This window comes from Microbacterium sp. ARD31 (assembly GCF_031844425.1).
Genome location: NZ_JAUZVE010000017.1, coordinates 92,710 through 113,945 on the forward strand (window position 1 = coordinate 92,710; position 21,236 = coordinate 113,945).

Genomic DNA, 21,236 nt, shown 5'->3' on the forward strand with positions numbered 1-21,236 from the left:
GGCGCTCCCGGCGGCGACCGGCACGGGCCTGTGGACAGGCAGGTGTGAAGTCGGCGCCGGGCGGCAATGATGCTCGCGTGTCTCGGAAACCCTCTCGGGCGTCGTCGCGCGACGACCGGCTCCTCGACGTGCCAGCCGCCACCCGCACCCGGTCGCCCGGGTGGCGCGACCCTCGACTGTGGATCGGGGTGGCGCTCGTGACCGGGTCGGTGGTGGCCGGGGCGCGCATCATGGCCGCGGCCGACGACATGACCTCGGTGTGGGCCGCCTCCGGAGACCTCGCGGCCGGCGAGACGCTGCAGGCCGACGACCTCTCGGCCACCCGGGTGCGCTTCGACGACGCGGCCGACGAGCAGCGCTACCTCGCCGTCGACGACGAGCTGCCGGCCGACCTGACCCTGACCCGACCGCTCGCCGAAGGCGAGCTCGTGCCCGCGGGTGCCCTCGGCGCGGCCACGGCCGGCGACACGGTGTCGGTGTCGATCGCCGTGCCGGCCGAGCACGTCCCGACGGGCCTGGCCCGGGGGTCGCGGGTCGACGTGTGGGTGCTGGGCGAGGACCGGCGCTCGCGAGCCGCGGCGGAGCTGGTGCTCGGCGACGTGGTGATCCTCGACGCCCCGGTGGTCTCCGACGCGTTCGCCTCCGCGACGACCCGCCAGCTCGTGCTCGCCGTCCCGCAGGCCGACGACGAATCGCTCGCGGCGGTGCTCGCCGCGAGCGGTGACGACCGCGTCCGTGTCGTCGGCCGGGGCTGACGGCCGTGATCTGCGTGCTGCTCCTCGCCGCGGGGGAGGCGTGGGAGTCCCCGGCCCTCGCCGACCTCGAGGCCCACCCGGGCGTGGTGGTGCTCAAGCGCTGCGTCGACGTGGACGACCTGCTGGCGTCGGTGACCAGCGGCCAGGCCGACGTCGCGGTGCTCTCGCTCGACGCGCCCGGGCTCGACCCGGCCAGCATCGCGCACCTGCGCCGTCACGCCGTGCGTCCCGTGGGCGTCACCACGGCCGTCGCCGAGGACCTCGACGTGCGCGAGCACGCGCAGCGCCTCGGCATCTCGGCGGTGGTCGGCGCGGGTGGGCTCGCGACGCTGCCCGAGGTGGTGACGACCGTCGAGGACGTCGCCGACACCCGGTCCCGCGAGGCGGAGCCGCTGCCGGCGCCGCTCGTCGAGGAGGCGTCCGGCGGCCGCGTGGTGGTGGTCTGGGGCCCGGCCGGCGCCCCCGGTCGTACGACGGTCGCCGCCAACCTCGCCTGCGAGCTCGCCCGGCGGTCGAGGGGCGTCGTGCTCGCCGACCTCGACCCCTACGGCGGCGCGGTGGCCCAGCAGCTCGGCGTCCTCGACGAGGTGTCGGGGCTGCTGTCCGCCGCGCGGCTGGCGGGGACCGGGCAGCTCGAGGACCGGTTCGCGTCGGTGTGCCGCGCCATCGGGGAGCACCTCGCGGTCGTCACCGGGCTGCCGCGCCCCGACCGCTGGCGCGAGGTCCGCGCCGCCCACGTCGACCAGCTGCTCGAGCAGGCCGCGCGGCTCGGTGACGTGGTCGTCGACACCGGGTTCAGCCTCGAGGACGACGGCGGCTCCGACCTCGGCGGGCGCCCGGGCCGCAACGCGCTCACCCTCGCCGCCTTGGAGCATGCCGACGAGGTCGTGGTCGTCGGTGCCGCCGACCCCGTCGGGCTCACCCGCCTCGCCCGCGGCCTGGTCGACCTCAGGGACCGCGTCGGCGCGGTCCCGGTCCGGGTCGTCGTCAACCGGATGCGTGGGTCGATCGGCTGGTCGGAGAAGGACATCGCGGGGATGGTGGAGGGGTTCAGCCGGGTCGCCGGACTGCACTTCCTGCCCGAGGACCGGGTCGCCACCGACCGTGCCCTCGTGACGGGTCATCCCCTGGTCGAGGGTGCGGAGTCCTCGCTGGTGCGCAGCCTGACCGCCCTCGCCGACGCCGTCTTCCCGGCGAGCGCCCAGCCGTCCGCGTCGCGCGGTCGCCGACGCCGCAACCGGTAGAAAATTCTGGTTTTCGTCAAGAGTTCGTTAACTTGGAGTCTACTTTCAAGGAGACTCCGATGGTTGACACCATGCGCACGACTGGCCTCGCCCTCGTCGCCCTGTCCCTCACCCTCGCCGCGACGCCCGCGCTCGCGAAGCCCCAGGGAACCACGGGCAACGACGTGATCTCCGGCAACGCCCGCGCCAACCACATCATGGCGCTGGGCGGTCGCGACCGCGTGACGGCCAACGGCGGCAACGACACCGTCTACGCCGGCAAGGGCAGCGACACCGTCACCGGCGACGACGGCGACGACTGGATCACCGCACAGCCCGGCAACGACTGGGTCGCCGGCGGGCTCGGCAACGACCGCGTCGACGGCGGCCAGGGCGACGACACCCTCTACGGCGGCGAGGGCGACGACGTGCTGTCGGCCAACGTCGGCAACGACGTGGTCCACGGCGAGGCCGGCAACGACACCCTCGGCGGCAACGACGGCAACGACCAGCTCTTCGGTGGCGACGGCACCGACAAGCACATCGGCGGCGCCGGCACGGACTGGATCGACGGCGGTCCCGGCGACGACGGCGCGATCCAGGGCGGCCCCGGCGACGACGTGCTGATCGACGGCGACGGCAACGACACCAAGGTCAAGGGCGACGAGGGCGACGACGTCGTCTTCCTCGGCCCCGGCCGGGACAAGGTGTTCGGCGAGCAGGGCAACGACACCATCTACGTCTACCCCGACGGGGTCGAGGACCGCATCCACTGCGACGACCCGACCCAGCACGACTCCGGCAACGCCGACAGGGTCGTCTTCGTCGGTCGCCGCGACCCCGCCGACGTCATCGACTACCGCGGCTCGTGCGACATCATCGAGGTCGTGCAGGCCGCGCCCGCCGGCTGGCCCTACGGCCCGGTCACGCCGCGAACAGCAGGTACAGACCTCCCGCGGTGAATCCGACCATCGCCAGCAGCAGCGGCAGCTGACCGGTGAGGTGGTGGCGCGGCGGGAGCAGCTTGATGGCACGGTCGTGGGCCGCGATCACCCCCACCACGTGGCCGAGGACCACCGCGAGGACCTTGGTCACGGCCAGGAACGTCGGGTGGAGCGAGAGCCAGTAGTTCACCTGCAGGTCGGCGGTGCCGACGTAGTCGTCACCGCGGCTGAACGGGTCGCTCAGCTGGATGAGCGTCTGCTGGCCGTACTCGACGAAGAACGTCAGGTAGTGGGCCACGATGTAGCCGACGATGATCGGCACCACCGAGTGCGCGAACAGGTCGGGCAGCGCGCGGCGGGGCGTGTCGCTGGTGACGCCGGTCGCCATGGTGGCCGCCGTCAGGACCAGCGCCACCCCTCCGGAGAACGCGACCAGCGCGAGCGTGTCGGGGACGATCCGGTCGATGGACATCGACTGGACGAGGCCGAGCCACTCGCTCGACTCGCGGAAGGAGTCGAAGGCCGTGCTGCCGAACAGCACGCCGACCACCGCGACCAGCCCGGGAGCGGGGACGACCGTGTCGAGGTTCGCCAGGGGGCTGCGCACGACGAGCGCCCCGTCGCGACGCCCCCAGATCGACAGCTTGGCGACCAGCGACGAGTAGACCTCGAACGGGTCGGCGCGCTCGAGGAACGCCGTGCCCCACACGGCCGAGCCGATCAGCATGATCCCGAGGTAGGCGGCGCACCACAGTCGCACCGGCCCGAGGTCGGTGGAGTGCGGGTAGACCAGCTCGAGCCAGACGAAGGAGAACAGGCCGAGGGCCGCCGGCCAGTAGCCCAGCCGGGCGGGGTAGGCGTACAGCCCCTGCCCCTCGGGTACGCCGGACACCTTCGCGAAGAGCATGCTGATCGTGCGGGCCGGGCTGACCGCCTTGAAGAACGGACCGAGCAGCAGGGACGCCGGCACCAGGCCGACCCAGAGGATGACGTAGAACGTCCCGAGGAACGGGTTGATCAGGGTGTCCTTGCCGAACACCGCGGCGGCGCCGACGTACAGGAAGAACGCCATGCCCAGCACGCGCAGCGCGGTCGCGAGGCCGCGCGAGGACGCGAAGCGGTCCAGCCACGCCGGGGCCGGGCGACCGCTGGTCGCGGCGTCGTAGCGCGGCTCGCGCCAGGCGACGGCTAGCACGGTGAAGGAGACGACCAGGGCCGCGACGGCACCGGCGATGGCCAGCTCCGAGGGGATCGGCAGGTCCTTCGCGCCACCGAGACCGTGGGCGGAGATCCGGCCCGCGTCCAGCGGGGCCACCGTCAGCGGACCTCGAGCTGCAGGACGATCGAGTCGGGCTCGTGGCTCTCGACCTCGACGACGCCCGGCCGGTCGATGGTGAGCTGGTGCTCGCTGGTCCCGGCCTCGTAGGCGATCTCCTGCTCCGGGGTGCTGTGCACGTGGAGCTCGCCGGCCGCGTCGGAGGTGATGGTGAGGTCGAGCGTCTGGCCGACCTCGAGCTCCACCCGCTCGCCGTTGGGCGTGAACGTGTCACCCTCGCGGGTCACCGTGAGCGCGACCGTGTCGCCCTCGTCGCTCGACGGGCTGTCGCTGGGGGAGTCGCTGGGGGTGCTGCTGGGGGAGCTGTCGCCCTGGGTGGTCGTCGGCTCGTCGTCACCTCCGTCGCCGCACGCGGAGAGCCCGAGGGCCAGCACGAGGGTGAGGGGGACGAGGCGCGACAGGACGCGACGGGACACGGACTTCTCCTTCAAGAACCGACAGGCGGTGGCCACGGACGCAGCGTGCCACTGGCTCTGCCAGAATCCCATGCGGGACAAAGTCATCGACGAGAGGGCAGCACATGAGCGAGCGGCTCATGCCGCGGGACCTGGCCATCCTGGCCGCCGAGTCCCCCACGACGCCCATGCACAACGCCACCGTCGAGGTGTTCGAGCCGGGCGGCTCCGGCTTCGACCACGACCGGCTCGTCGAGCTGATCGCCGACCGCATCGCGTTCGTCCCGCGCTACCGCCAGCGCCTGCAGCTCGTGCCCGGCCGGCTGGCGAACCCGGCGTGGGTCGACGACGAGAACTTCGACCTCGGCTTCCACGTACGTCGCTCGGCGCTGCCGCGGCCCGGCAGCATGGACCAGCTGCGCGAGCTCGTCGCCCGCATCGCCTCCCGGCCGCTGGACCGGAGCCGGCCGTTGTGGGAGTGCTACTTCGTCGAGGGCCTCGAGGGCGGCCGGGTCGCGCTGCTGACCAAGAGCCACCAGATCCTCGTCGACGGGCGCGAGACCGTCGACATCGGCCAGGTGCTGCTCGACACCTCGCCCGACCGCTCCACCCTCGGCCACGACGACGACTGGCGTCCCCGCCGCACCGCCGGCCCGGTGGCGGCCGCCCTCAACGCGGTGACCGACAGCCTGGAGAGCCCACGCACCCTCTGGTCGACGACGCGGGCCAATGCCGAGGCGCTCGCCCGCCAGGCGTCCACCACCGGCTCCCGGTTCGCGGAGGTCGCCAACGCCCTCGCCGGGCGGGGGCCCGTGCACTCCACGCCGGTCCACCGCCGGCTCTCCCAGCAGCGGCGCTTCCTCGCCCTGCGCACGGAGCTCTCCGACTACCGCGCGATCCGTGAGGTGCACGGTGGCACCGTGAACGACGTCATCCTGGCCACGCTCGCGGGCGGGCTGCGCGGCTGGTTGATGACCCGCGCGGAGTCGATGGGCGGGCTCCGCACGATCAAGGCGATCGTCCCGATGTCGGTCATCGACGACGAGCTCGAGGCGACGTCGCTCGGCAGCCAGGTCAAGGGACACCTCGTTCACCTCCCGATCAACGAGCCCAGCCCCGTGGTCCGGCTGCACCAGGTCAGCTACGACCTCAAGGCGCACCGCGACGACGGCCGGGCGGTCTCCGCGCGCCGCCTGTCGGGGATCTCGGGCTTCGCGCCCACGACCTTCCACGCGCTCGGGTCCCGCGTCGCCGCGGCCGAGCTGCGGCACGGCTTCCACATCTCGATCACCAACGTGCCCGGCCCGCAGTTCCCGCTCTACGCCGACGGCGCGCGGATGCTGGAGTCCTACCCGGTCCACCCGCTGCTGCCCGACCACCCGCTGGCCATCGGCGTCACGTCCTACGACGGCGGGGTGTTCTACGGCATCACCGCCGACCGGGACGCCGTACCTGACGCCGACACCCTGGGGCAGTGCGTGCTGGAGGCCCTCGACGAGCTGAAGGACTCCGCGTCCGACACCCGGCCGCGAGCCCCGCGTGGCCGGTCGCGGTCCAGTCGGAAGGCGCGCACGTGACCCGCCGCTACCTCCCGACCACGCTGCCGCGCCTCGCCGCGGCCCGCGACGCCGACGGCCCCGAGGTGCTCGACCCGGTGGTCGCGGAGGACGACGCCGAGGAGACGGAGTACGCCGCCCTCATGACCGCCGCGGACGCCTCGGCGGAGCTGCTCGGCGGCCTGCCCGACGGGCAGCGCCGCCGCGTCGTCGTCGTCGCCGAGACGACCACCGCCGGAGCGTCGGTGGCATGGCGCGACGTGGTGGCCGTGCACGCCGACGACCACGACGACGCCGACCCCGACGACGACCTCGCGTGGTGGGCCACCCAGGAGATCGACGACCTCCTCGGCTCCGCCTGACCTGCTCCCGCTCCAGCCCTTTTGAGGCGCGCGTCGGTCTCTGACACGATCAGGCGCATGGACGCGATCACCTTTCCTCCGGCTCCCACCAACGAGCCGAACCTGACCTATGCGCCCGGCACCCCGGAGCGTGAGGCACTGGTCACCGAGCTGGCCCGTCTGGAGGGCGAGCACCACACCCTGCACGCCGTCATCGGCGGCGAGCACCGTGAGGGGGGTGGCACGGAGACCGAGGTCGTGCAGCCGCACGACCACCAGCACGTCCTGGGCACCTTCCGCGGTGCCACGACGAAGGACGCCGAGGACGCCATCGCCGCGGCCGCGGCCGCGGCACCGGACTGGCAGGCGATGCCGTTCGACGAGAAGTGCGCGATCATCCTCAAGGCCGCTGACCTGCTGGCCGGCCCCTGGCGGCAGCGGCTCAACGCCGCGACGATGCTGGGGCAGTCGAAGACGGCGTTCCAGGCCGAGATCGACGCAGCCTGCGAGCTGATCGACTTCTGGCGGTACAACGTCCACTACGCCAAGCAGATCCTCACCGACCAGCCGATCGCGAACAGCCCCGGCATCTGGAACCGCACGGACCACCGTCCGCTCGAGGGCTTCGTCTACGCGATCACGCCGTTCAACTTCACCGCGATCGCGGGCAACCTGCCGACGGCGCCGGCGCTGATGGGCAACACGGTGATCTGGAAGCCGTCGCCGACCCAGCAGCTGGCCGCCTCGCTGACGATGGAGCTGCTCGAGGAGGCCGGCATGCCGCCGGGCGTGATCAACATGCTCCCCGGCGACGGCCTCGACGTGTCCAAGGTCGCGCTCGCGCACCCCGACCTGGCCGGCATCCACTTCACCGGCTCGACGCCCACCTTCCAGCACCTGTGGCGCACGGTCGGGGAGAACATCACCGGCTACCGCGCCTACCCGCGCATCGTGGGGGAGACCGGCGGCAAGGACTTCATCGTCGCGCACCCCTCGGCCGACCCCGACGTGCTGCGGGTGGCGATGATCCGCGGTGCGTTCGAGTTCCAGGGCCAGAAGTGCTCGGCGGCGTCCCGCGCCTACGTCCCGCGGTCGGTGTGGACCACCATCAAGGACCAGCTGATCGCGGACACCGAGGCGCTGTCGATGGGTGACGTCACCGACCTGTCGAACTTCATGGGTGCGGTGATCGACGACCGCGCGTTCGCCAAGCACCAGAAGGCGATCGCGCGCATCGAGGGCACCGACCACCTCACCCTGCTCGCGGGCGGCCAGACCGACGACTCGGTCGGCTGGTTCGTGCGGCCGACGATCGTCGAGTCGAGCGACCCGACCGACCAGATGTTCTCCGAGGAGTACTTCGGTCCGATCCTGGCCGTCCACGTCTACGACGACGACCGCTTCGAGTCCGTGGTGGCGCAGATGGAGAGCTTCGCGCCGTACGCCCTGACCGGCGCGATCATCGCCCAGGACCGGTCCGCGATCGCGTGGGCCCGCAAGACCCTGCGGTTCGCGGCCGGCAACTTCTACATCAACGACAAGCCCACCGGTGCCGTCGTCGGCCAGCAGCCTTTCGGCGGTGGCCGCGCCTCGGGCACCAACGACAAGGCCGGCGCCGCGGTCAACCTGCTGCGCTGGACCTCGCCGCGCTCCATCAAGGAGAACTTCGTGCCCCCGAAGGAGCACCTCTACCCCCACCAGGGCTGAGCACCGCCCGGCTCGAGCGGGGACGTCCCCGCTCGAGCGGGCGCGGGCACGGGGTGGGAGGATCGGGGACGTGATCCCCCTCCACATGGGCGCACTGCACCCCTTCGAGCAGGCGCTCACGCTCCTGCTCGCGTTCGGGCCGTTCGTGCTGCTCGGCGTGGTGATCTGGTGGCGCCGCAGCCAGGAGCGCCGGGAGGACGAGCTGGCGGCGCACGACGAGCGGGCCGGCGAACAGGTCGCCGATCCCGACCGCCTCAGCTGAAGACCGGCACCGACAGGCCGCCGAGGTCCCGGCGCTCGTCGGGGCTCGGCGCCGCGCGCCCGGTGCCGACCAGCGCGACCCGCTCGTCCGGCCAGCCGTCGAGGTCGCAGCCGAGCAGCGCCTCCACGACCCGCCGGACCTCCGCGAGCCCGGTGGCCGTGGGGCCGGGGGAGTCGAGGTGCGCGACCAGGTCGGCGTGGTGGAGCGTGGCCTCGACCGCGAGCGTGCTGGCGAGGTCGGCCGCGCGCAGCGCGTGGCCCTGGGTGGCGACCACCTCGTCGCCGGGCAACGCCGCGAGCGCGCGCACCGCCGCGGCCGCCGCTTCGAGGTGGCCGGTGCGGAGGTCGTCGAACCCGTGCAGCCCCGCCTCGACCCGTGTCATCCGGCGGTTGCGCTCGTCGGCCTCGGGATTGCTGCCCCAGGCGCGCCAGTAGTCGACCTCGTCGCAGTCGGCGGGGCGACCGGCCCGCGTGTGGGCGGCGACCAGGCCGCGCACGGCGTCGGCACGCAGGTGCCAGAGCAGGTCACGCACGGTCCAGCCGGTGCACCCCGTGGGCGCCCAGGCGTCGTCCTCGCTGAGCCCGCCGACGACGCCGGCGAGGGCGTCGTACGCCTCCGCGAGGACCGTCATCGGCCCGCGAGCCACGCCACCCCGGTCTCGTGCTCCTTGTCGAGCGCCTTGCCCAGCATGTCGGCCACCAGCCCCTCGATCTTCCCGCCCACGAGCGGCAGCCGGACGGTGACCTCGAGGTCGACCCGCTCGGTGGTGCGGCCGGCGGCCTCGGTGAGGGTGGCGGTGCCGGCCATCTCACCGGGCTTGCCCGGGATGGTGACCTCGACGTCGGCGTGCTCGGGCGTGCGCCACGCCTCGACCTGATGGATGCGGATCTCGTCGCCGACGAGCTTGGTCGCGAACGACGGCAGGCCGGAGGCGGACTGCACCTGGTCGATGGTGACGACGGTCCCGTCGCTGCCGCTCGCCACCGTCGCAGACCCCCGCAGCACCTGCATCCGCTCGAGCACCCGCTCGCGGAAGGCGGGGTCGGTGAGCATCGCCGCCACGTCCTCCAGCGGCGCGTCGTAGGTGAGCTCCTTGACCACACGCTTGCCCATCGTCGGGTCCTCCTGGTGTCTGCTCGAGTGCCTGCTCGGGTGGGTGTCCGGGTGGGTGTCCGGGTGGTCGACATCATGTCGGACGGGGTGCCGCGGGGCGAGGACGGGGAGGCCCGCGCACACCCGCACGGGGGAGGTGACCGGCGGGTACCGACCCGTGTTGTGAGGCTCACACCACGGGTTCTAGGGTCGGAGCGTGGCGACGCCCGAGGAGACCAAGGACCAGCAGCTCGACGCAGCGACGCAGGGGCGGCCGGAGTGGGCCGAGCTGCTCCGCGCCTACTACCGGCACGTCGCCCCCGAGGAGGTCGCCGAGCGGTCTCCGGAGGACCTGTTCGGCGCCCTCGCGTCCCACCGCGAGCTCGCCTCGACGCGGCCGCAGGGCACCGCAGCCGTCCGCGTCGTCACGCCGACGATGGCCGATGCCGGCTGGTCCGCCTCCGGCCGCTCGGTGGTCGAGGTCGTCACTGACGACATGCCCTTCCTCGTCGACTCGGTGACGATGGAGCTCAACCGCCTCGGCCACAACGTGCACGCGGTGATCCACCCCCAGTTCAACGTCGAGCGCGCGATCACCGGCGAGCTGCAGCACGTCCACGCCCACGAGCCACAGGCCGGCGACCAGGCCAGCGTCGAGTCCTGGATGCACGTCGAGGTCGACCGCACCGACGAGCAGGAGGCCGCGGAGATCACCGCCGGCCTCCAGCGGGTGCTGCGCGACGTCCGAGAGTCGGTCGAGGACTGGGAAAAGATGCACGCCCAGGCCCTCGCCGTGGTCGCCGAGCTCGACGAGCACCCCCCGCCGCTGCCGGCCGCCGAGCTGCGCCAGGGCCGCGACTTCCTGAGGTGGCTCGCGGACGACCACTTCACCTTCCTTGGCTACCGCGAGTACCACCTCGAGTCCGAGGAGGGGCACCCCGACGAGTGCGGCCTGCGGGCCGTGCCCGGCTCCGGGCTCGGCATCCTGCGCCACGACCAGGACCTCTCCAGCGCGTTCGCCAAGCTGCCGCCGCTGGCCAAGGCGAAGGCCCGCGAGAAGACCCTGCTCGTGCTCGCCAAGGCCAACTCCCGGGCCACCGTCCACCGTCCGGCCTACCTCGACTACGTGGGGGTCAAGACGTTCGGCCCCGACGGCGAGGTCGTCGGCGAGCGCCGCTTCCTCGGCCTGTTCTCCAGCGCGGCCTACACCGAGTCCGTCACCCGGATCCCGGTGCTGCGCGAGAAGGTCGACGAGGTGATGCGCCGCGCCGAGTTCGATCCGCGCAGCCACGCCGGCAAGGCCCTGATGGACACGCTCGAGAACTACCCCCGTGACGAGCTGTTCCACACCTCCCCGGCCGAGCTGGCGCCCGTCGTCCAGGACGTGATGTTCGCCCGCGAGCGCCGCCAGCTGCGGGCCTTCGTGCGCCGCGACACCTACGGCCGCTACGTCTCCGTGCTGGTCTACCTCCCGCGCGACCGCTACAGCACGGCGGTGCGCGAGCGGTTCTCCGACATCCTGCGCGAGGACCTCGGCGGTGAGCACGTCGAGTTCACCGCGCGGGTCAACGAGTCCACCACCGCCCGCGTGCACTTCGTGGTGCACCCGCCCAAGGGCTCGCACATCCCCGAGATCGACGTCGCGGAGCTCGAGCGCCGCCTGACCGAGGCGTCGCGCTCCTGGCGCGACGACTTCGTCGCGGCGGTCGTCGCCGAGCACGGGGAGGACCGCGGCTCGCGCCTGGCCCGGGCGTGGGCGAACGCCTTCCCCGAGGCCTACAAGGAGGACTACGCCCCGCAGCGCGGCTCCGCCGACCTCGGCCGGATCGAGGCCATCGAGGGCGAGGAGGGCATCGACCTCGCGCTGTTCGACCAGGACGAGAAGGCCGGCGTCTACCGCCGCGGCGAGTCGCGGCTCAAGGTCTTCCGGGTCGGCGAGCCGCTCTCGCTGAGCAGCATGCTGCCGATGCTCACCTCGATGGGCGTCGAGGTCGTCGACGAGCGCCCGTACGAGCTCACCGGCCTCGCGCGACCGACGTACATCTACGAGTTCGGGCTGCGCCACGGCCGCGTGCTCCCGCCCCACGAGCGCAAGCTGTTCGCCGAGGCCCTGCGCGCGGTCTGGGACGGCTACAACGAGATCGACGGGTTCAACCAGCTGGTGCTGGCCGCCGGGCTCACCTGGCGGCAGGCGACCGTGCTGCGGGCCTATGCGAAGTACCTCAAGCAGGGCAACTCGCCCTTCGCGCTCGACTACATCGAGGAGGCGCTGCGCAGCAACGTCGACATCACCCGGCTGCTCGTCGACCTGTTCGAGTCGCGCTTCGACCCCGGCCGCGGCGACCGCGCGCTCGAGGCCGGCGCGGAGGCGCGGATGGCGAAGGTCGAGGCGATCGAGGAGCGGCTCGCGAAGGCGCTCGACGACGTGGTCAGCCTCGACCACGACCGCATCCTGCGGTCCTACCGCACGCTGGTCCGCGCGACGCTGCGCACCAACTTCTTCCAGCGCACCGAGGCCGGGGAGGTGCACCCCTACATCTCGTTCAAGCTCGAGCCGTCGGCGATCCCGGACCTGCCCGAGCCGCGGCCGCGCTACGAGATCTTCGTCTACAGCCCTCGCGTCGAGGGCTCCCACCTGCGCTTCGGTGCGGTGGCCCGCGGAGGCCTGCGCTGGTCCGACCGACGCGACGACTTCCGGACCGAGGTGCTCGGACTGGTCAAGGCGCAGATGGTGAAGAACACCGTCATCGTGCCGGTCGGCGCGAAGGGAGCGTTCTTCTGCAAGCAGCTGCCCGACCCGTCCGACCGCGACGCCTGGCTGGCCGAGGGCGTGGCCTGCTACAAGACGTTCATCTCCGGGCTCCTCGACATCACCGACAACCTCGTCGACGGCGAGACCGTGCCGCCGCGCGACGTGGTGCGCCACGACGGCGACGACTCCTACCTCGTGGTCGCGGCCGACAAGGGCACCGCGACGTTCTCCGACATCGCCAACGGTGTGGCCAAGGACTACGGCTTCTGGCTCGGGGACGCCTTCGCCTCCGGCGGCTCGGTCGGCTACGACCACAAGGCGATGGGCATCACCGCCAAGGGCGCGTGGGTCTCCGTGCAGCGCCACTTCCGGGAGATGGGCGTGGACTGCCAGGCCGAGGACTTCACCGCCGTCGGCATCGGCGACATGTCCGGCGACGTGTTCGGCAACGGCATGCTGTGCTCCGAGCACACCCGCCTGGTGGCCGCATTCGACCACCGCGACATCTTCCTCGACCCCGACCCGGACGCCGCGTCGTCGTACGCCGAGCGGCGGCGGCTGTTCGAGCTGCCGCGCTCGAGCTGGAAGGACTACGACTCCTCGCTCATCTCCGAGGGTGGCGGGGTCTGGCCGCGCTCGGCCAAGTCGATCCCGGTCTCGGCGCAGGTCCGCACGGCGCTGGGCCTCGGCGCCGACGTCACCGCGATGACCCCGGCCGAGCTGATGAAGGCGATCCTGGTCGCGCCGGTCGACCTGCTCTGGAACGGCGGCATCGGCACCTACGTGAAGTCGTCGGAGGAGTCCCACGCCGACGCCGGCGACAAGGCCAACGACGCGATCCGCGTCAACGGCGAGGACCTCCGCGCCAAGTGCATCGGCGAGGGCGGCAACCTCGGCTTCACGCAGCTCGGCCGGGTCGAGTACGCCCGGTTCGGCGCCAGCGGCCAGGGCGGTCGGATCAACACCGACTTCATCGACAACTCCGCCGGCGTCGACACCTCCGACCACGAGGTCAACATCAAGATCCTGCTCGACGAGGTCGTCCGCTCCGGTGCGATGGACGAGCCGGCCCGCAACGAGCTGCTGGCCGAGATGACCGACGAGGTGGCCTCGCTGGTGCTGCGCGACAACTACGAGCAGAACCTCGCGCTGGCCAACGCCGAGGCGCACGCCCCGTCGCTGCTGCACGTGCACGAGGACTGGATGCGCGCGCTGGAGAAGCGCGGCGTGCTGAACCGCGAGCTCGAGGGGCTGCCGTCCACGCGCCAGGTGCGCCGTCGGCTCGACCGCAAGCAGGCGCTGTCCGCGCCCGAGCTCTCCGTCCTGCTGGCGTGGACGAAGATCGTGCTCGCCGACGAGCTGATCGAGTCCGACCTGCCCGACGACCCGTACCTCCGCGAGGACCTGCTGGCCTACTTCCCGAGCCGGATGAAGCCCGAGCTCGAGGCCGCCATGGAGGAGCACCCGCTGCGCCGCGAGATCATCGTGACGCAGGTCGTCAACGACCTCGTCAACGGTGCCGGCATGACGTTCTGGCCGCGCCTGGCGGGGGAGACCGGGGCCAGCCCCGCCGACCTCACCCGCGCCAACTTCGTCGCGCGCGAGATCTTCGGGTCGCTGCAGCTGCGCCAGGAGATCGCCACCCTCGACAACCAGGTGCCGGCCGACCGCCAGACGCGGATGCGGATCGAGATGCGCACCCTCGTCGAGCGGGCCTCCCGCTGGCTGGTCACCAACCGGCGCCCGCCGCTCGACTCCGTCGCCACCGTCGACTTCTTCCGTGCGCGGGTGCAGGCGGTGATGGCCGAGCTGCCCGACATCATGAGCGGGCGCGAGCTCGACGACTACGTCGCCCGCGCGAAGCGGCTGACCCAGCAGGGCGTCTCCGACGACCTGGCCTCGCGGGTCGCGGTGCTGGCGCCTGCCTATGCGCTGCTCGGCATCGTCGAGACCGCCGACCGGCTCGGGCTCGACCCGGTCGAGGTGGCCCGCGTCCACTTCGCGCTGGGGGAGCGGCTCGGGCTGCCGGCCCTGGTCGAGCGGATCTTCGCGCTGCCGCGCGACGACCGCTGGCAGACCATGGCCCGCGCCGCGGTGCGCGACGACCTCTACGGCGTGCACCAGCAGCTCACCGCGCAGGTGCTCGAGACGACCAGTGCCGACGACCCCGCCCCCGCCCGGGTGGCCCAGTGGGAGGACTCCGACGAGGAGCTCGTGGGCCGCTCGGCCGCGACCCTCGAGGAGATCTGCCGCGAGGAGACCGCCGAGCTGGCCCGCCTCTCGGTCGGGCTGCGCGTGGTGCGGGGCCTGCTGTCCTGATGGTGTCGTGATGGGGCTGCTCTGGGTCACGCCCCGGGCCAGGCTGCGGAGGCTGGTCGCGCGCGACGCGGCCAGTGTGCTGGCCGGCCGGACGGTGCTGGTCACCGGCGCCAGCTCGGGCATCGGTGAGGCGACCTCGGTCCTGGCCGCCGCGCGCGGCGCCCACGTCCTGCTGGTGGCGCGGCGGGCGGACGAGCTCGAGCGGGTCCGGGCGGCGATCGAGGCGGCGGGCGGCCGGGCGTCGACGTACGTCGCCGACCTCACCGACCTCGACGCGATCGACGCCCTGGTGGCGCGGGTGCTCGCCGAGGTCGGAACGGTCGACTACCTCGTCAACAACGCCGGCCGCTCCATCCGCCGCTCGCTGGAGCTGTCCTACGACCGGTTCCACGACTTCGAGCGCACGATGGCGATCAACTACTTCGGACCCGTGCGGCTCACCATGGGGCTGCTGCCCGCGATGCGCGCCCAGGGCTTCGGGCGCGTCGTCAACGTCGTCACGTGGGGCGTGCAGATGAAGGCACCCAAGTTCGCCGCCTACATCGCCTCCAAGACGGCGCTCGACACGTGGTCGCGGATCGCCGGCCGGGAGACGTACGCCGACGGGGTGACGTTCACGAACATGCGGTTCTCCCTCGTCGCCACCGCGATGGTCGTGCCGACCGACGCCTACGACAACCGGGCGAGCATGAGCGCCGAGCAGGCCGCGGCGAAGGTGGTGCGGGCACTGGAGGACCGGCCGGTCACGTGGGACACCGTGCCGGGCCGCGTCGGCGCGGTGGTCAACGTCGTCGCGCCGCGGCTGAGCGACGCGCTGATGGCCCGCTTCCACCGCTCGGTGCCGGACTCGGCGGCCGCGCGGGGCGGGTCAGAACAGCAGGAGCGCCGCGACGACGCCGGCCGCGACCACGGCCCAGCGGAAGGCGGCGTCGGGCAGCTTCCGGCCGACCCGCGCGCCGACGTAGCCGCCGACCAGTGAGCCCGCGGCGAGCAGCACCACGGCGTCCCACCGAGGATCGGCGACGACGACGAAGATGAGCCCGGCGACGACGTTGCCGACCATCAGCGACAGCGTCTTGAGGCCGTTGACGATCCGCAGCTCGAGGTCCGTGCCGATGCCGAGGACGGCCACCATCATCACGCCCGCACCTGCGCCGAAGTAGCCGCCGTAGACGCCCGTGATCGTCGCGAAGACCGTGGTCACGGGCGACATCCGCCGCCGCTCGGCCAGTGCCTCGCCGTGCCGCTGCTCGTGGCGCGCCCGCAGCCACCGGGCGATCCGCGGCTGGACGCCGACCAGCAGGCACGTGAAGAGGATCAGGAACGGGACGATCGCCTCGAACACGCCCGGCGGCAGGCCGAGCAGGAGGGCCGCGCCGATGACGGCGCCGAGGGCGCAGACCACCACGATCGCCTTCGCGATGGGACCGGCCTCGCGCACCTCGTCGCGGTAGCCGAGGACGCCGCCGAGGCCGCCCGGGATCAGGCCGAGGGTGTTGGACACGTTGGCGACCACCGGCGGGAGACCGAGGCCGACCAGGACGGGGAAGCTGAGGAGCGACGCGACGCCCACCGTGGAGGAGAGCACACCGGCGCCGAACCCGGTCGCGAGGACCAGGAGCGCCTCGAGTGCGGTCACGGCTGCTCGCGCAGGAGGGCGACGTCGCTGACCATCGCCACGTGGGCGTGCATCGCCTCGGAGGCGGCCTCGGGGTCGCCGGCGCGGATCGCCTCGGCGACGGCGCGGTGGCCGGCGAGCGAGTCCTGGGGCCGTCCCGGCTGGCCGAGCGACTCGATGCGCGTCTCCTTGACCAGGTCACCGATCTCGTCCATGAGGCGCGCGAGCAGCAGCGAGTGGGCCGCCGCGGTGACCGCGCCGTGGAAGCGCTCGTCGCCCTCGACGCCACGGCCCCCGGCCTCGATGTCGGCCTCCATCGCGGCCAGGGCGTCGTCGATGCGGGCGAGGTCGTCGTCGGTGCGGCGGGCGGCGGCGAGCGCCGCGATCTTGGTCTCCAGGGCGTCGCGGGTCTCGATCACCTCAGGCAATCGGTCGGCGTGGCTGCGGATGGCCTCGACGATGCGGGTCGCCTGCTGCTGGCGCGCCGTGACGACCGTCCCGTCGCCGTGGCGGACCTCCACCACCCCGACCACCTCGAGCGCGACGAGCGCCTGGCTGAGGGTCGCGCGGCTCACCCCGAGCCGCTGCGCGAGCTCGCGCTCCGGCGGCAGCCGGTCGCCCGCCCGCAGGCCGTTGTCGGCGATCCAGGTCGAGATCTGGCCGGCCACCTGCTCGTAGAGCCGGGTCCGCATCAGGCGCGGAGGGAACGAGTCGGACATGGGGACAGACTATTGACGATCGGCTCATTGTCCTATTGGCTAGGCCACTGAGCCAGCCACGTGATGGGCGTCACCCCCGCCGTCCGCCGTCCTGGCCTGACTCTGGACATGACTCGGAGGTGGACCATGGGTCCGGAATGGATTGCGATCCTCGCGCTGGTCGCCCTGTTCGTGGTCGGCACGGTGCTGCCGATCAACATGGGTGCGCTGGCCTACGTCGCGGCGTGGCTGGTCGGCATGTACTCGCTGGGACTGGACGAGAAGGAGATCCTCGCCGGCATCAGCGCCGACCTGGTCCTCACCCTGATCGGCGTGACCTACCTGTTCGCCATCGCGCGGCAGAACGGGACCGTCGACCTGATCGTGCGCACGGCCGTGGCCTCGGTCGGCGGCCGCGTCGCGCTGATCCCGTGGGTGATGTTCGCGGTCACCGCCGTGATCACCGCGATCGGTGCGGCCAGTCCGGCCGCCTGCGCGATCATCGGCCCGATCGCCCTCGGCTTCGCCGGCCGCTACGGCATCAGCCCGCTGATGATGGGCATGTTCGTCGTGCACGGCGCCCAGGCGGGTGGCTTCTCGCCGATCTCGATCTACGGCACGATCACCAACTCGGTCATGGAGGACGCGGGCCTCGGCGCCTCGCACCTGACGATCTTCTTCTCCAGCCTCGCGGTCAACACGGTCATGGCGGCGATCCTCTTCGTGGTGCTCGGCGGCCGGAAGCTGATGCGGCTCCGGATGGACGCCGACGGCGGGCTGGTGGAGGCAGGAGCCACCACCACCACCACCACCACCACCAGCACCGGCGCCACCGCCGCCGGTGCCGCGGGCGGTGCGCCGCGCGTGCACCCCGACCGGTCCGACGCCCGCTCGGCCACCGGCGCCACGCCCACCACCGGCACCCCGAACCCCGGCGACGCCGGTACGACGCTCGAGCACACGCTCACCCTCCTGGCGTTCCTGGCCGTGGCGCTCGTCGCGCTGGTCTTCGACAAGAACATCGGCTTCGCCGCCATCACGGCCGCCGTCGTGCTCTCGATCCTCACCCCGAAGGCCTACAAGGACACCGTCAAGCAGATCGCCTGGCCGACCGTGCTGCTCGTCGCGGGCGTCAGCACCTACGCCACGATCCTCACCACCGCGGGCTCCCCGGAGTTCGTCGGCAGCTGGGCCGCCGGCCTCGGTGCGGCCGCCATCGGCGCGCTGATCCTCTGCTACGTCGGCGGCGTCGTGTCGGCGTTCGCGTCCTCGACCGCACTGCTGCCGGTGATCATCCCGATCGCGATCCCGCTCGTCGCCGAGGGCGGCCTGTCGGCCGGCTTCTTCGTGGCCGCTCTCGCGGTCAGCTCCACCATCGTCGACGTCAGCCCGTTCTCCACCAACGGTGCGCTGATGCTGGCCAACCGGCCGGACACCATCGACGAGAGCACCTACTACAAGCAGATCCTCGGCTACGCCACGATCGTCACCGTCGTCGGCCCGCTCCTCGTGTGGGCCGCCCTCGTCCTCCCCGGATGGAGCTGACCATGACCACCTCTCCGAACACCTCTCCGAACACCTCTCCGACATCGACCGGCCCGCTCGCCGACCTCCTCGTCGTCGACCTCACCCGGGCCCTTGCGGGACCGCACGCCACCCAGATGCTGGGCGACCTCGGCGCCCGGGTGATCAAGGTGGAGGCGCCGGGCAGCGGCGACGACACCCGGGGCTGGGGCCCGCCGTTCGTCGGCGAGCCGGACGCCCGCCAGTCGACGTACTTCCTGTGCACCAACCGCAACAAGGAGTCCATCGCCCTCGACCTCAAGGACGCGACCGACAAGGACGTCCTCCTCGGGCTCGTCGACCGCGCCGACGTGCTGGTGGAGAACTTCCGCACCGGCGTCCTCGAGCGGCTCGGCCTCGGGATCGAGGAGCTCATGCGCCGCAACCCGCGGCTCGTCGTCCTCTCCATCACCGGCTTCGGCCACGACGGTCCCGAGGGCGGGCGTGCGGGCTACGACCAGATCGCCCAGGGCGAGGCCGGCCTGATGTCGCTGACCGGCTCGGGGCCTGACGACCCGCAGCGTGTCGGCGTGCCGATCGCGGACCTGCTGTCGGGGATGTACGGCGCGTACGGCATCCTCGCCGCGCTCCACGAGCGCGAGCGCACCGGCAAGGGCACCGTGGTCCGGACGTCGCTGCTGGCCTCCGTGGTCGGTGTCCACGCCTTCCAGGGCACCCGGTGGACCGTGGCCGGCGAGGTCGGTCGCGCGCAGGGCAACCACCACCCCTCGATCGCGCCCTACGGGTTGTTCCACTGCCGCGACGGCGCGGTGCAGATCGCGCTCGGCAGCGAGGGGCTGTGGAAGAAGTTCTGCGCCGGCTTCGGGCTGGACCCCGACGCCGAGGGACTCGCCACCAACGGCGAGCGCGTCGCGCGGCGCGAGCAGGTGATCGAGGTCGTCGAGCAGGCCTTCGCCGAGTGGGACGCCGAGCCGCTGCTCGCCCGGCTCGCCGAGGTCGGCGTGCCGGCCGGCAAGGTGCGCACCCTCGACGAGGTCTACGGCTGGGACCAGGTCGCGAGCCAGGGGCTGCTCGTCGACGTCGAGCACCCGACCCTGGGGGCGCTCACGCTGCCCGGCCCGCCGCTGCGCTTCTTCGACGCCTCCGGCGACGAGGTCACCCGCCGCGACCACGTCGCGCCGCCGCTCCTCGACCAGCACGCCGACGAGATCCGCTCGTGGGTCGGCGGGGGTGGGGCATGACACCCGTGACGGCGGCCGTGACGGCCCGGCGCTGGACCGCGCCCGAGCTGCTCGACCTGGTGCTCGACGCCGGCACCTTCACCTCGTGGGACGAGCCGGTGGACCTGACCTACGCCGACCCCGACTACCGCGCTGCCCTCGAGGCGGCCGCGGTGAGGGCCGGCACCGACGAGTCCGTGCTCACCGGCCGCGGCGAGGTCCGCGGCCGGCCCGTGGCCGTGGTCGTCAACGAGTTCCGCTTCCTCGCCGGCTCGATCGGCCGGGTCGCGGCCGACCGGATCACCGCCGCCGTGCGCCGGGCCACCGCCGAGGGGCTGCCGCTGCTCGCCAGCACGGCCTCGGGCGGCACGCGGATGCAGGAGGGGACCCCGGCGTTCGTGCGGATGGCGGAGATCTCGCGCGCGCTGATGGACCACCGTGCCGCCGGCCTGCCCTACCTCGTCCACCTGCGCCACCCCACGACCGGCGGCGTGTACGCCTCGTGGGGCTCGCTCGGCCACGTCACCGTCGCCGAGCCGGGGGCGCTCGTCGGGTTCCTCGGGCCGAAGGTCTACGAGGGCCTCAACGGACGGCCGTTCCGGCCCGGCGTGCAGGTGGCGGAGAACCTCGCCGCGGCCGGCGTCATCGACGGCGTGGTCGCCGCCGAGCACCTCCCGGAGATGGTCGACCAGGCCCTCGCCGTCCTCGTCGACGCGCCCGGACCGGGCCGCCTGCCCGTCCGTGCGGCGCGGCCGGTCGGCGACGGGTCGGCCTGGGACAGCATCGAGCGCACCCGCCGTCCGGACCGGGTCGGCGTGCGCGACCTGCTCGCGCACGGTGCCGCCGGCACCCTCCAGCTGCGCGGCACCGACGAGGGGGAGCGTGACTCCACCGTCCTGGTGGCGCTGACGCGGCTCGACGACCAGCCCTGCGTGGTCATCGGCCAGGACCGCTCCCGGCAGGTGCCCGGCCACGCGATGGGCCCCGGTGCCCTGCGCGAGGCGCGCCGCGGGATGCGTCTGGCCGAGGAGCTCGGCCTGCCGCTGGTGAGCGTCATCGACACCCCGGGCGCCGAGCTCTCGCCGGAGGCCGAGGAGCGCGCCATCGCCGGTGAGATCGCCCGCTGCATCGCCACGTTGACGACGATGACGGTGCCGACGGTGTCGGTCATCCTCGGTCAGGGCTGTGGGGGCGGGGCGCTCGCGTTCCTGCCCGCCCGGTCGGTCGTCGCGACCGAGCACGCATGGCTCTCACCGCTGCCGCCCGAGGGCGCCAGCCTGATCGTGCACGGCGACGTCGACCACGCGGCCGAGATGGCGACCCGGCAGCGGGTCCGCGCCGCCGACCTCCTCGCCGACGGCGTCGTGCAGCACGTGGTCCCCGAGGTCGACGGGGAGGCGCCCCGCGACCTCGCCGTCGCGGTGGCCGCCGAGGTCGGCCGCCGGCTGCGGGAGCTGTCCGGCCGCGAACCGGTGGCCCACGCGTCCTGAGCGA

General features: G+C 72.9%; 18 protein-coding genes. 12 read left to right on the forward strand and 6 right to left on the reverse strand.

Annotated features, from left to right (window positions below):
* The first annotated feature begins 77 nt into the window (after positions 1–77).
* From Q9S36_RS29210 to Q9S36_RS29220, 3 genes are read left to right on the forward strand one after another with little or no spacing between them, the layout of a single operon-like run.
* Entirely contained in the window at positions 78–755 is a 678-nt protein-coding gene (locus tag Q9S36_RS29210; RefSeq protein WP_311288337.1) for an SAF domain-containing protein, read from the forward strand.
* Positions 756–760: 5 nt separating this feature from the next.
* Positions 761–1,999, forward strand: a complete 1,239-nt coding sequence (locus tag Q9S36_RS29215) for a hypothetical protein (RefSeq protein WP_311288338.1) — start codon at positions 761–763, stop codon at positions 1,997–1,999.
* Between the two features lie 59 nt (positions 2,000–2,058).
* Positions 2,059–2,940: a calcium-binding protein gene (locus Q9S36_RS29220; RefSeq protein ID WP_311288339.1), complete on the forward strand. Its 882-nt coding sequence runs from the start codon at positions 2,059–2,061 to the stop codon at positions 2,938–2,940.
* On the opposite strand, the gene Q9S36_RS29225 is transcribed toward Q9S36_RS29220, so the two are convergent.
* Together Q9S36_RS29225 and Q9S36_RS29230 are read right to left on the reverse strand one after the other, a co-directional pair.
* Positions 2,903–4,237 carry a hypothetical protein gene (locus tag Q9S36_RS29225; protein WP_311288340.1) on the reverse strand — a complete coding sequence of 445 codons (1,335 nt, stop codon included), beginning with the start codon at positions 4,235–4,237 and terminating at the stop codon, positions 2,903–2,905. The genes Q9S36_RS29220 and Q9S36_RS29225 overlap by 38 nt on opposite strands.
* A 2-nt stretch (positions 4,238–4,239) precedes the next feature.
* On the reverse strand, positions 4,240–4,674 hold the full coding sequence (locus Q9S36_RS29230) for a hypothetical protein (protein WP_311288341.1): 435 nt from the start codon (positions 4,672–4,674) through the stop codon (positions 4,240–4,242).
* Between the two features lie 104 nt (positions 4,675–4,778).
* Between Q9S36_RS29230 and Q9S36_RS29235 the strand changes: the two genes are divergently transcribed.
* The 4 genes from Q9S36_RS29235 (at position 4,779) to Q9S36_RS29250 (ending at position 8,519) form a co-directional block, all read left to right on the forward strand.
* The gene (locus tag Q9S36_RS29235; protein ID WP_311288342.1) at positions 4,779–6,230 is read left to right on the forward strand and encodes a wax ester/triacylglycerol synthase family O-acyltransferase; all 1,452 of its coding nucleotides are present in this window, start codon (positions 4,779–4,781) and stop codon (positions 6,228–6,230) included.
* A complete protein-coding gene (locus Q9S36_RS29240; protein ID WP_311288343.1) occupies positions 6,227–6,571 on the forward strand; it encodes a DUF6912 family protein in 345 nt (114 codons plus the stop codon). Before Q9S36_RS29235 ends, Q9S36_RS29240 begins: the two co-directional genes overlap by 4 nt.
* A gap of 57 nt (positions 6,572–6,628) precedes the next feature.
* A complete protein-coding gene (gene pruA / locus Q9S36_RS29245) occupies positions 6,629–8,257 on the forward strand; it encodes an L-glutamate gamma-semialdehyde dehydrogenase (protein WP_311288344.1) in 1,629 nt (542 codons plus the stop codon).
* Positions 8,258–8,327: 70 nt separating this feature from the next.
* Complete coding sequence (locus tag Q9S36_RS29250) at positions 8,328–8,519, forward strand: hypothetical protein (RefSeq protein ID WP_311288345.1); 192 nt, start codon at positions 8,328–8,330, stop codon at positions 8,517–8,519.
* Here Q9S36_RS29250 and Q9S36_RS29255 read toward each other — a convergent pair.
* On the reverse strand, positions 8,512–9,150 hold the full coding sequence (locus Q9S36_RS29255; RefSeq protein ID WP_311288346.1) for a maleylpyruvate isomerase N-terminal domain-containing protein: 639 nt from the start codon (positions 9,148–9,150) through the stop codon (positions 8,512–8,514). The genes Q9S36_RS29250 and Q9S36_RS29255 overlap by 8 nt on opposite strands.
* Positions 9,147–9,632 (reverse strand): DUF2505 domain-containing protein, encoded by a 486-nt coding sequence (locus tag Q9S36_RS29260; RefSeq protein ID WP_311288347.1) that lies wholly within the window; start codon positions 9,630–9,632, stop codon positions 9,147–9,149. The genes Q9S36_RS29255 and Q9S36_RS29260 overlap by 4 nt, the downstream gene beginning before the upstream one ends.
* 196 nt (positions 9,633–9,828) lie before the next feature.
* On the opposite strand from Q9S36_RS29260, the gene Q9S36_RS29265 reads away from it, so the two are divergent.
* Positions 9,829–14,682 carry an NAD-glutamate dehydrogenase gene (locus tag Q9S36_RS29265; RefSeq protein ID WP_311288348.1) on the forward strand — a complete coding sequence of 1,618 codons (4,854 nt, stop codon included), beginning with the start codon at positions 9,829–9,831 and terminating at the stop codon, positions 14,680–14,682.
* 10 nt (positions 14,683–14,692) lie between these two features.
* Positions 14,693–15,661 carry an SDR family NAD(P)-dependent oxidoreductase gene (locus Q9S36_RS29270; RefSeq protein WP_311288349.1) on the forward strand — a complete coding sequence of 323 codons (969 nt, stop codon included), beginning with the start codon at positions 14,693–14,695 and terminating at the stop codon, positions 15,659–15,661.
* Here Q9S36_RS29270 and Q9S36_RS29275 read toward each other — a convergent pair.
* Both Q9S36_RS29275 and Q9S36_RS29280 read right to left on the reverse strand, forming a co-directional pair.
* Positions 15,551–16,321: a sulfite exporter TauE/SafE family protein gene (locus Q9S36_RS29275; protein WP_311288350.1), complete on the reverse strand. Its 771-nt coding sequence runs from the start codon at positions 16,319–16,321 to the stop codon at positions 15,551–15,553. The two genes, Q9S36_RS29270 and Q9S36_RS29275, sit on opposite strands and share 111 nt — an antisense overlap.
* Positions 16,318–17,019, reverse strand: coding sequence for a FadR/GntR family transcriptional regulator (locus Q9S36_RS29280; RefSeq protein WP_311288351.1), 702 nt, complete (start codon positions 17,017–17,019; stop codon positions 16,318–16,320). The genes Q9S36_RS29275 and Q9S36_RS29280 overlap by 4 nt, the downstream gene beginning before the upstream one ends.
* Before the next feature lie 126 nt (positions 17,020–17,145).
* On the opposite strand from Q9S36_RS29280, the gene Q9S36_RS29285 reads away from it, so the two are divergent.
* From Q9S36_RS29285 to Q9S36_RS29295, 3 genes are read left to right on the forward strand one after another with little or no spacing between them, the layout of a single operon-like run.
* Positions 17,146–18,543, forward strand: coding sequence for an SLC13 family permease (locus tag Q9S36_RS29285; protein WP_311288352.1), 1,398 nt, complete (start codon positions 17,146–17,148; stop codon positions 18,541–18,543).
* A 2-nt stretch (positions 18,544–18,545) separates the two neighbouring features.
* Entirely contained in the window at positions 18,546–19,763 is a 1,218-nt protein-coding gene (locus tag Q9S36_RS29290; RefSeq protein ID WP_311288353.1) for a CoA transferase, read from the forward strand.
* A complete protein-coding gene (locus Q9S36_RS29295; RefSeq protein ID WP_311288354.1) occupies positions 19,760–21,232 on the forward strand; it encodes a carboxyl transferase domain-containing protein in 1,473 nt (490 codons plus the stop codon). Before Q9S36_RS29290 ends, Q9S36_RS29295 begins: the two co-directional genes overlap by 4 nt.
* The last annotated feature ends 4 nt before the right edge of the window (positions 21,233–21,236 follow it).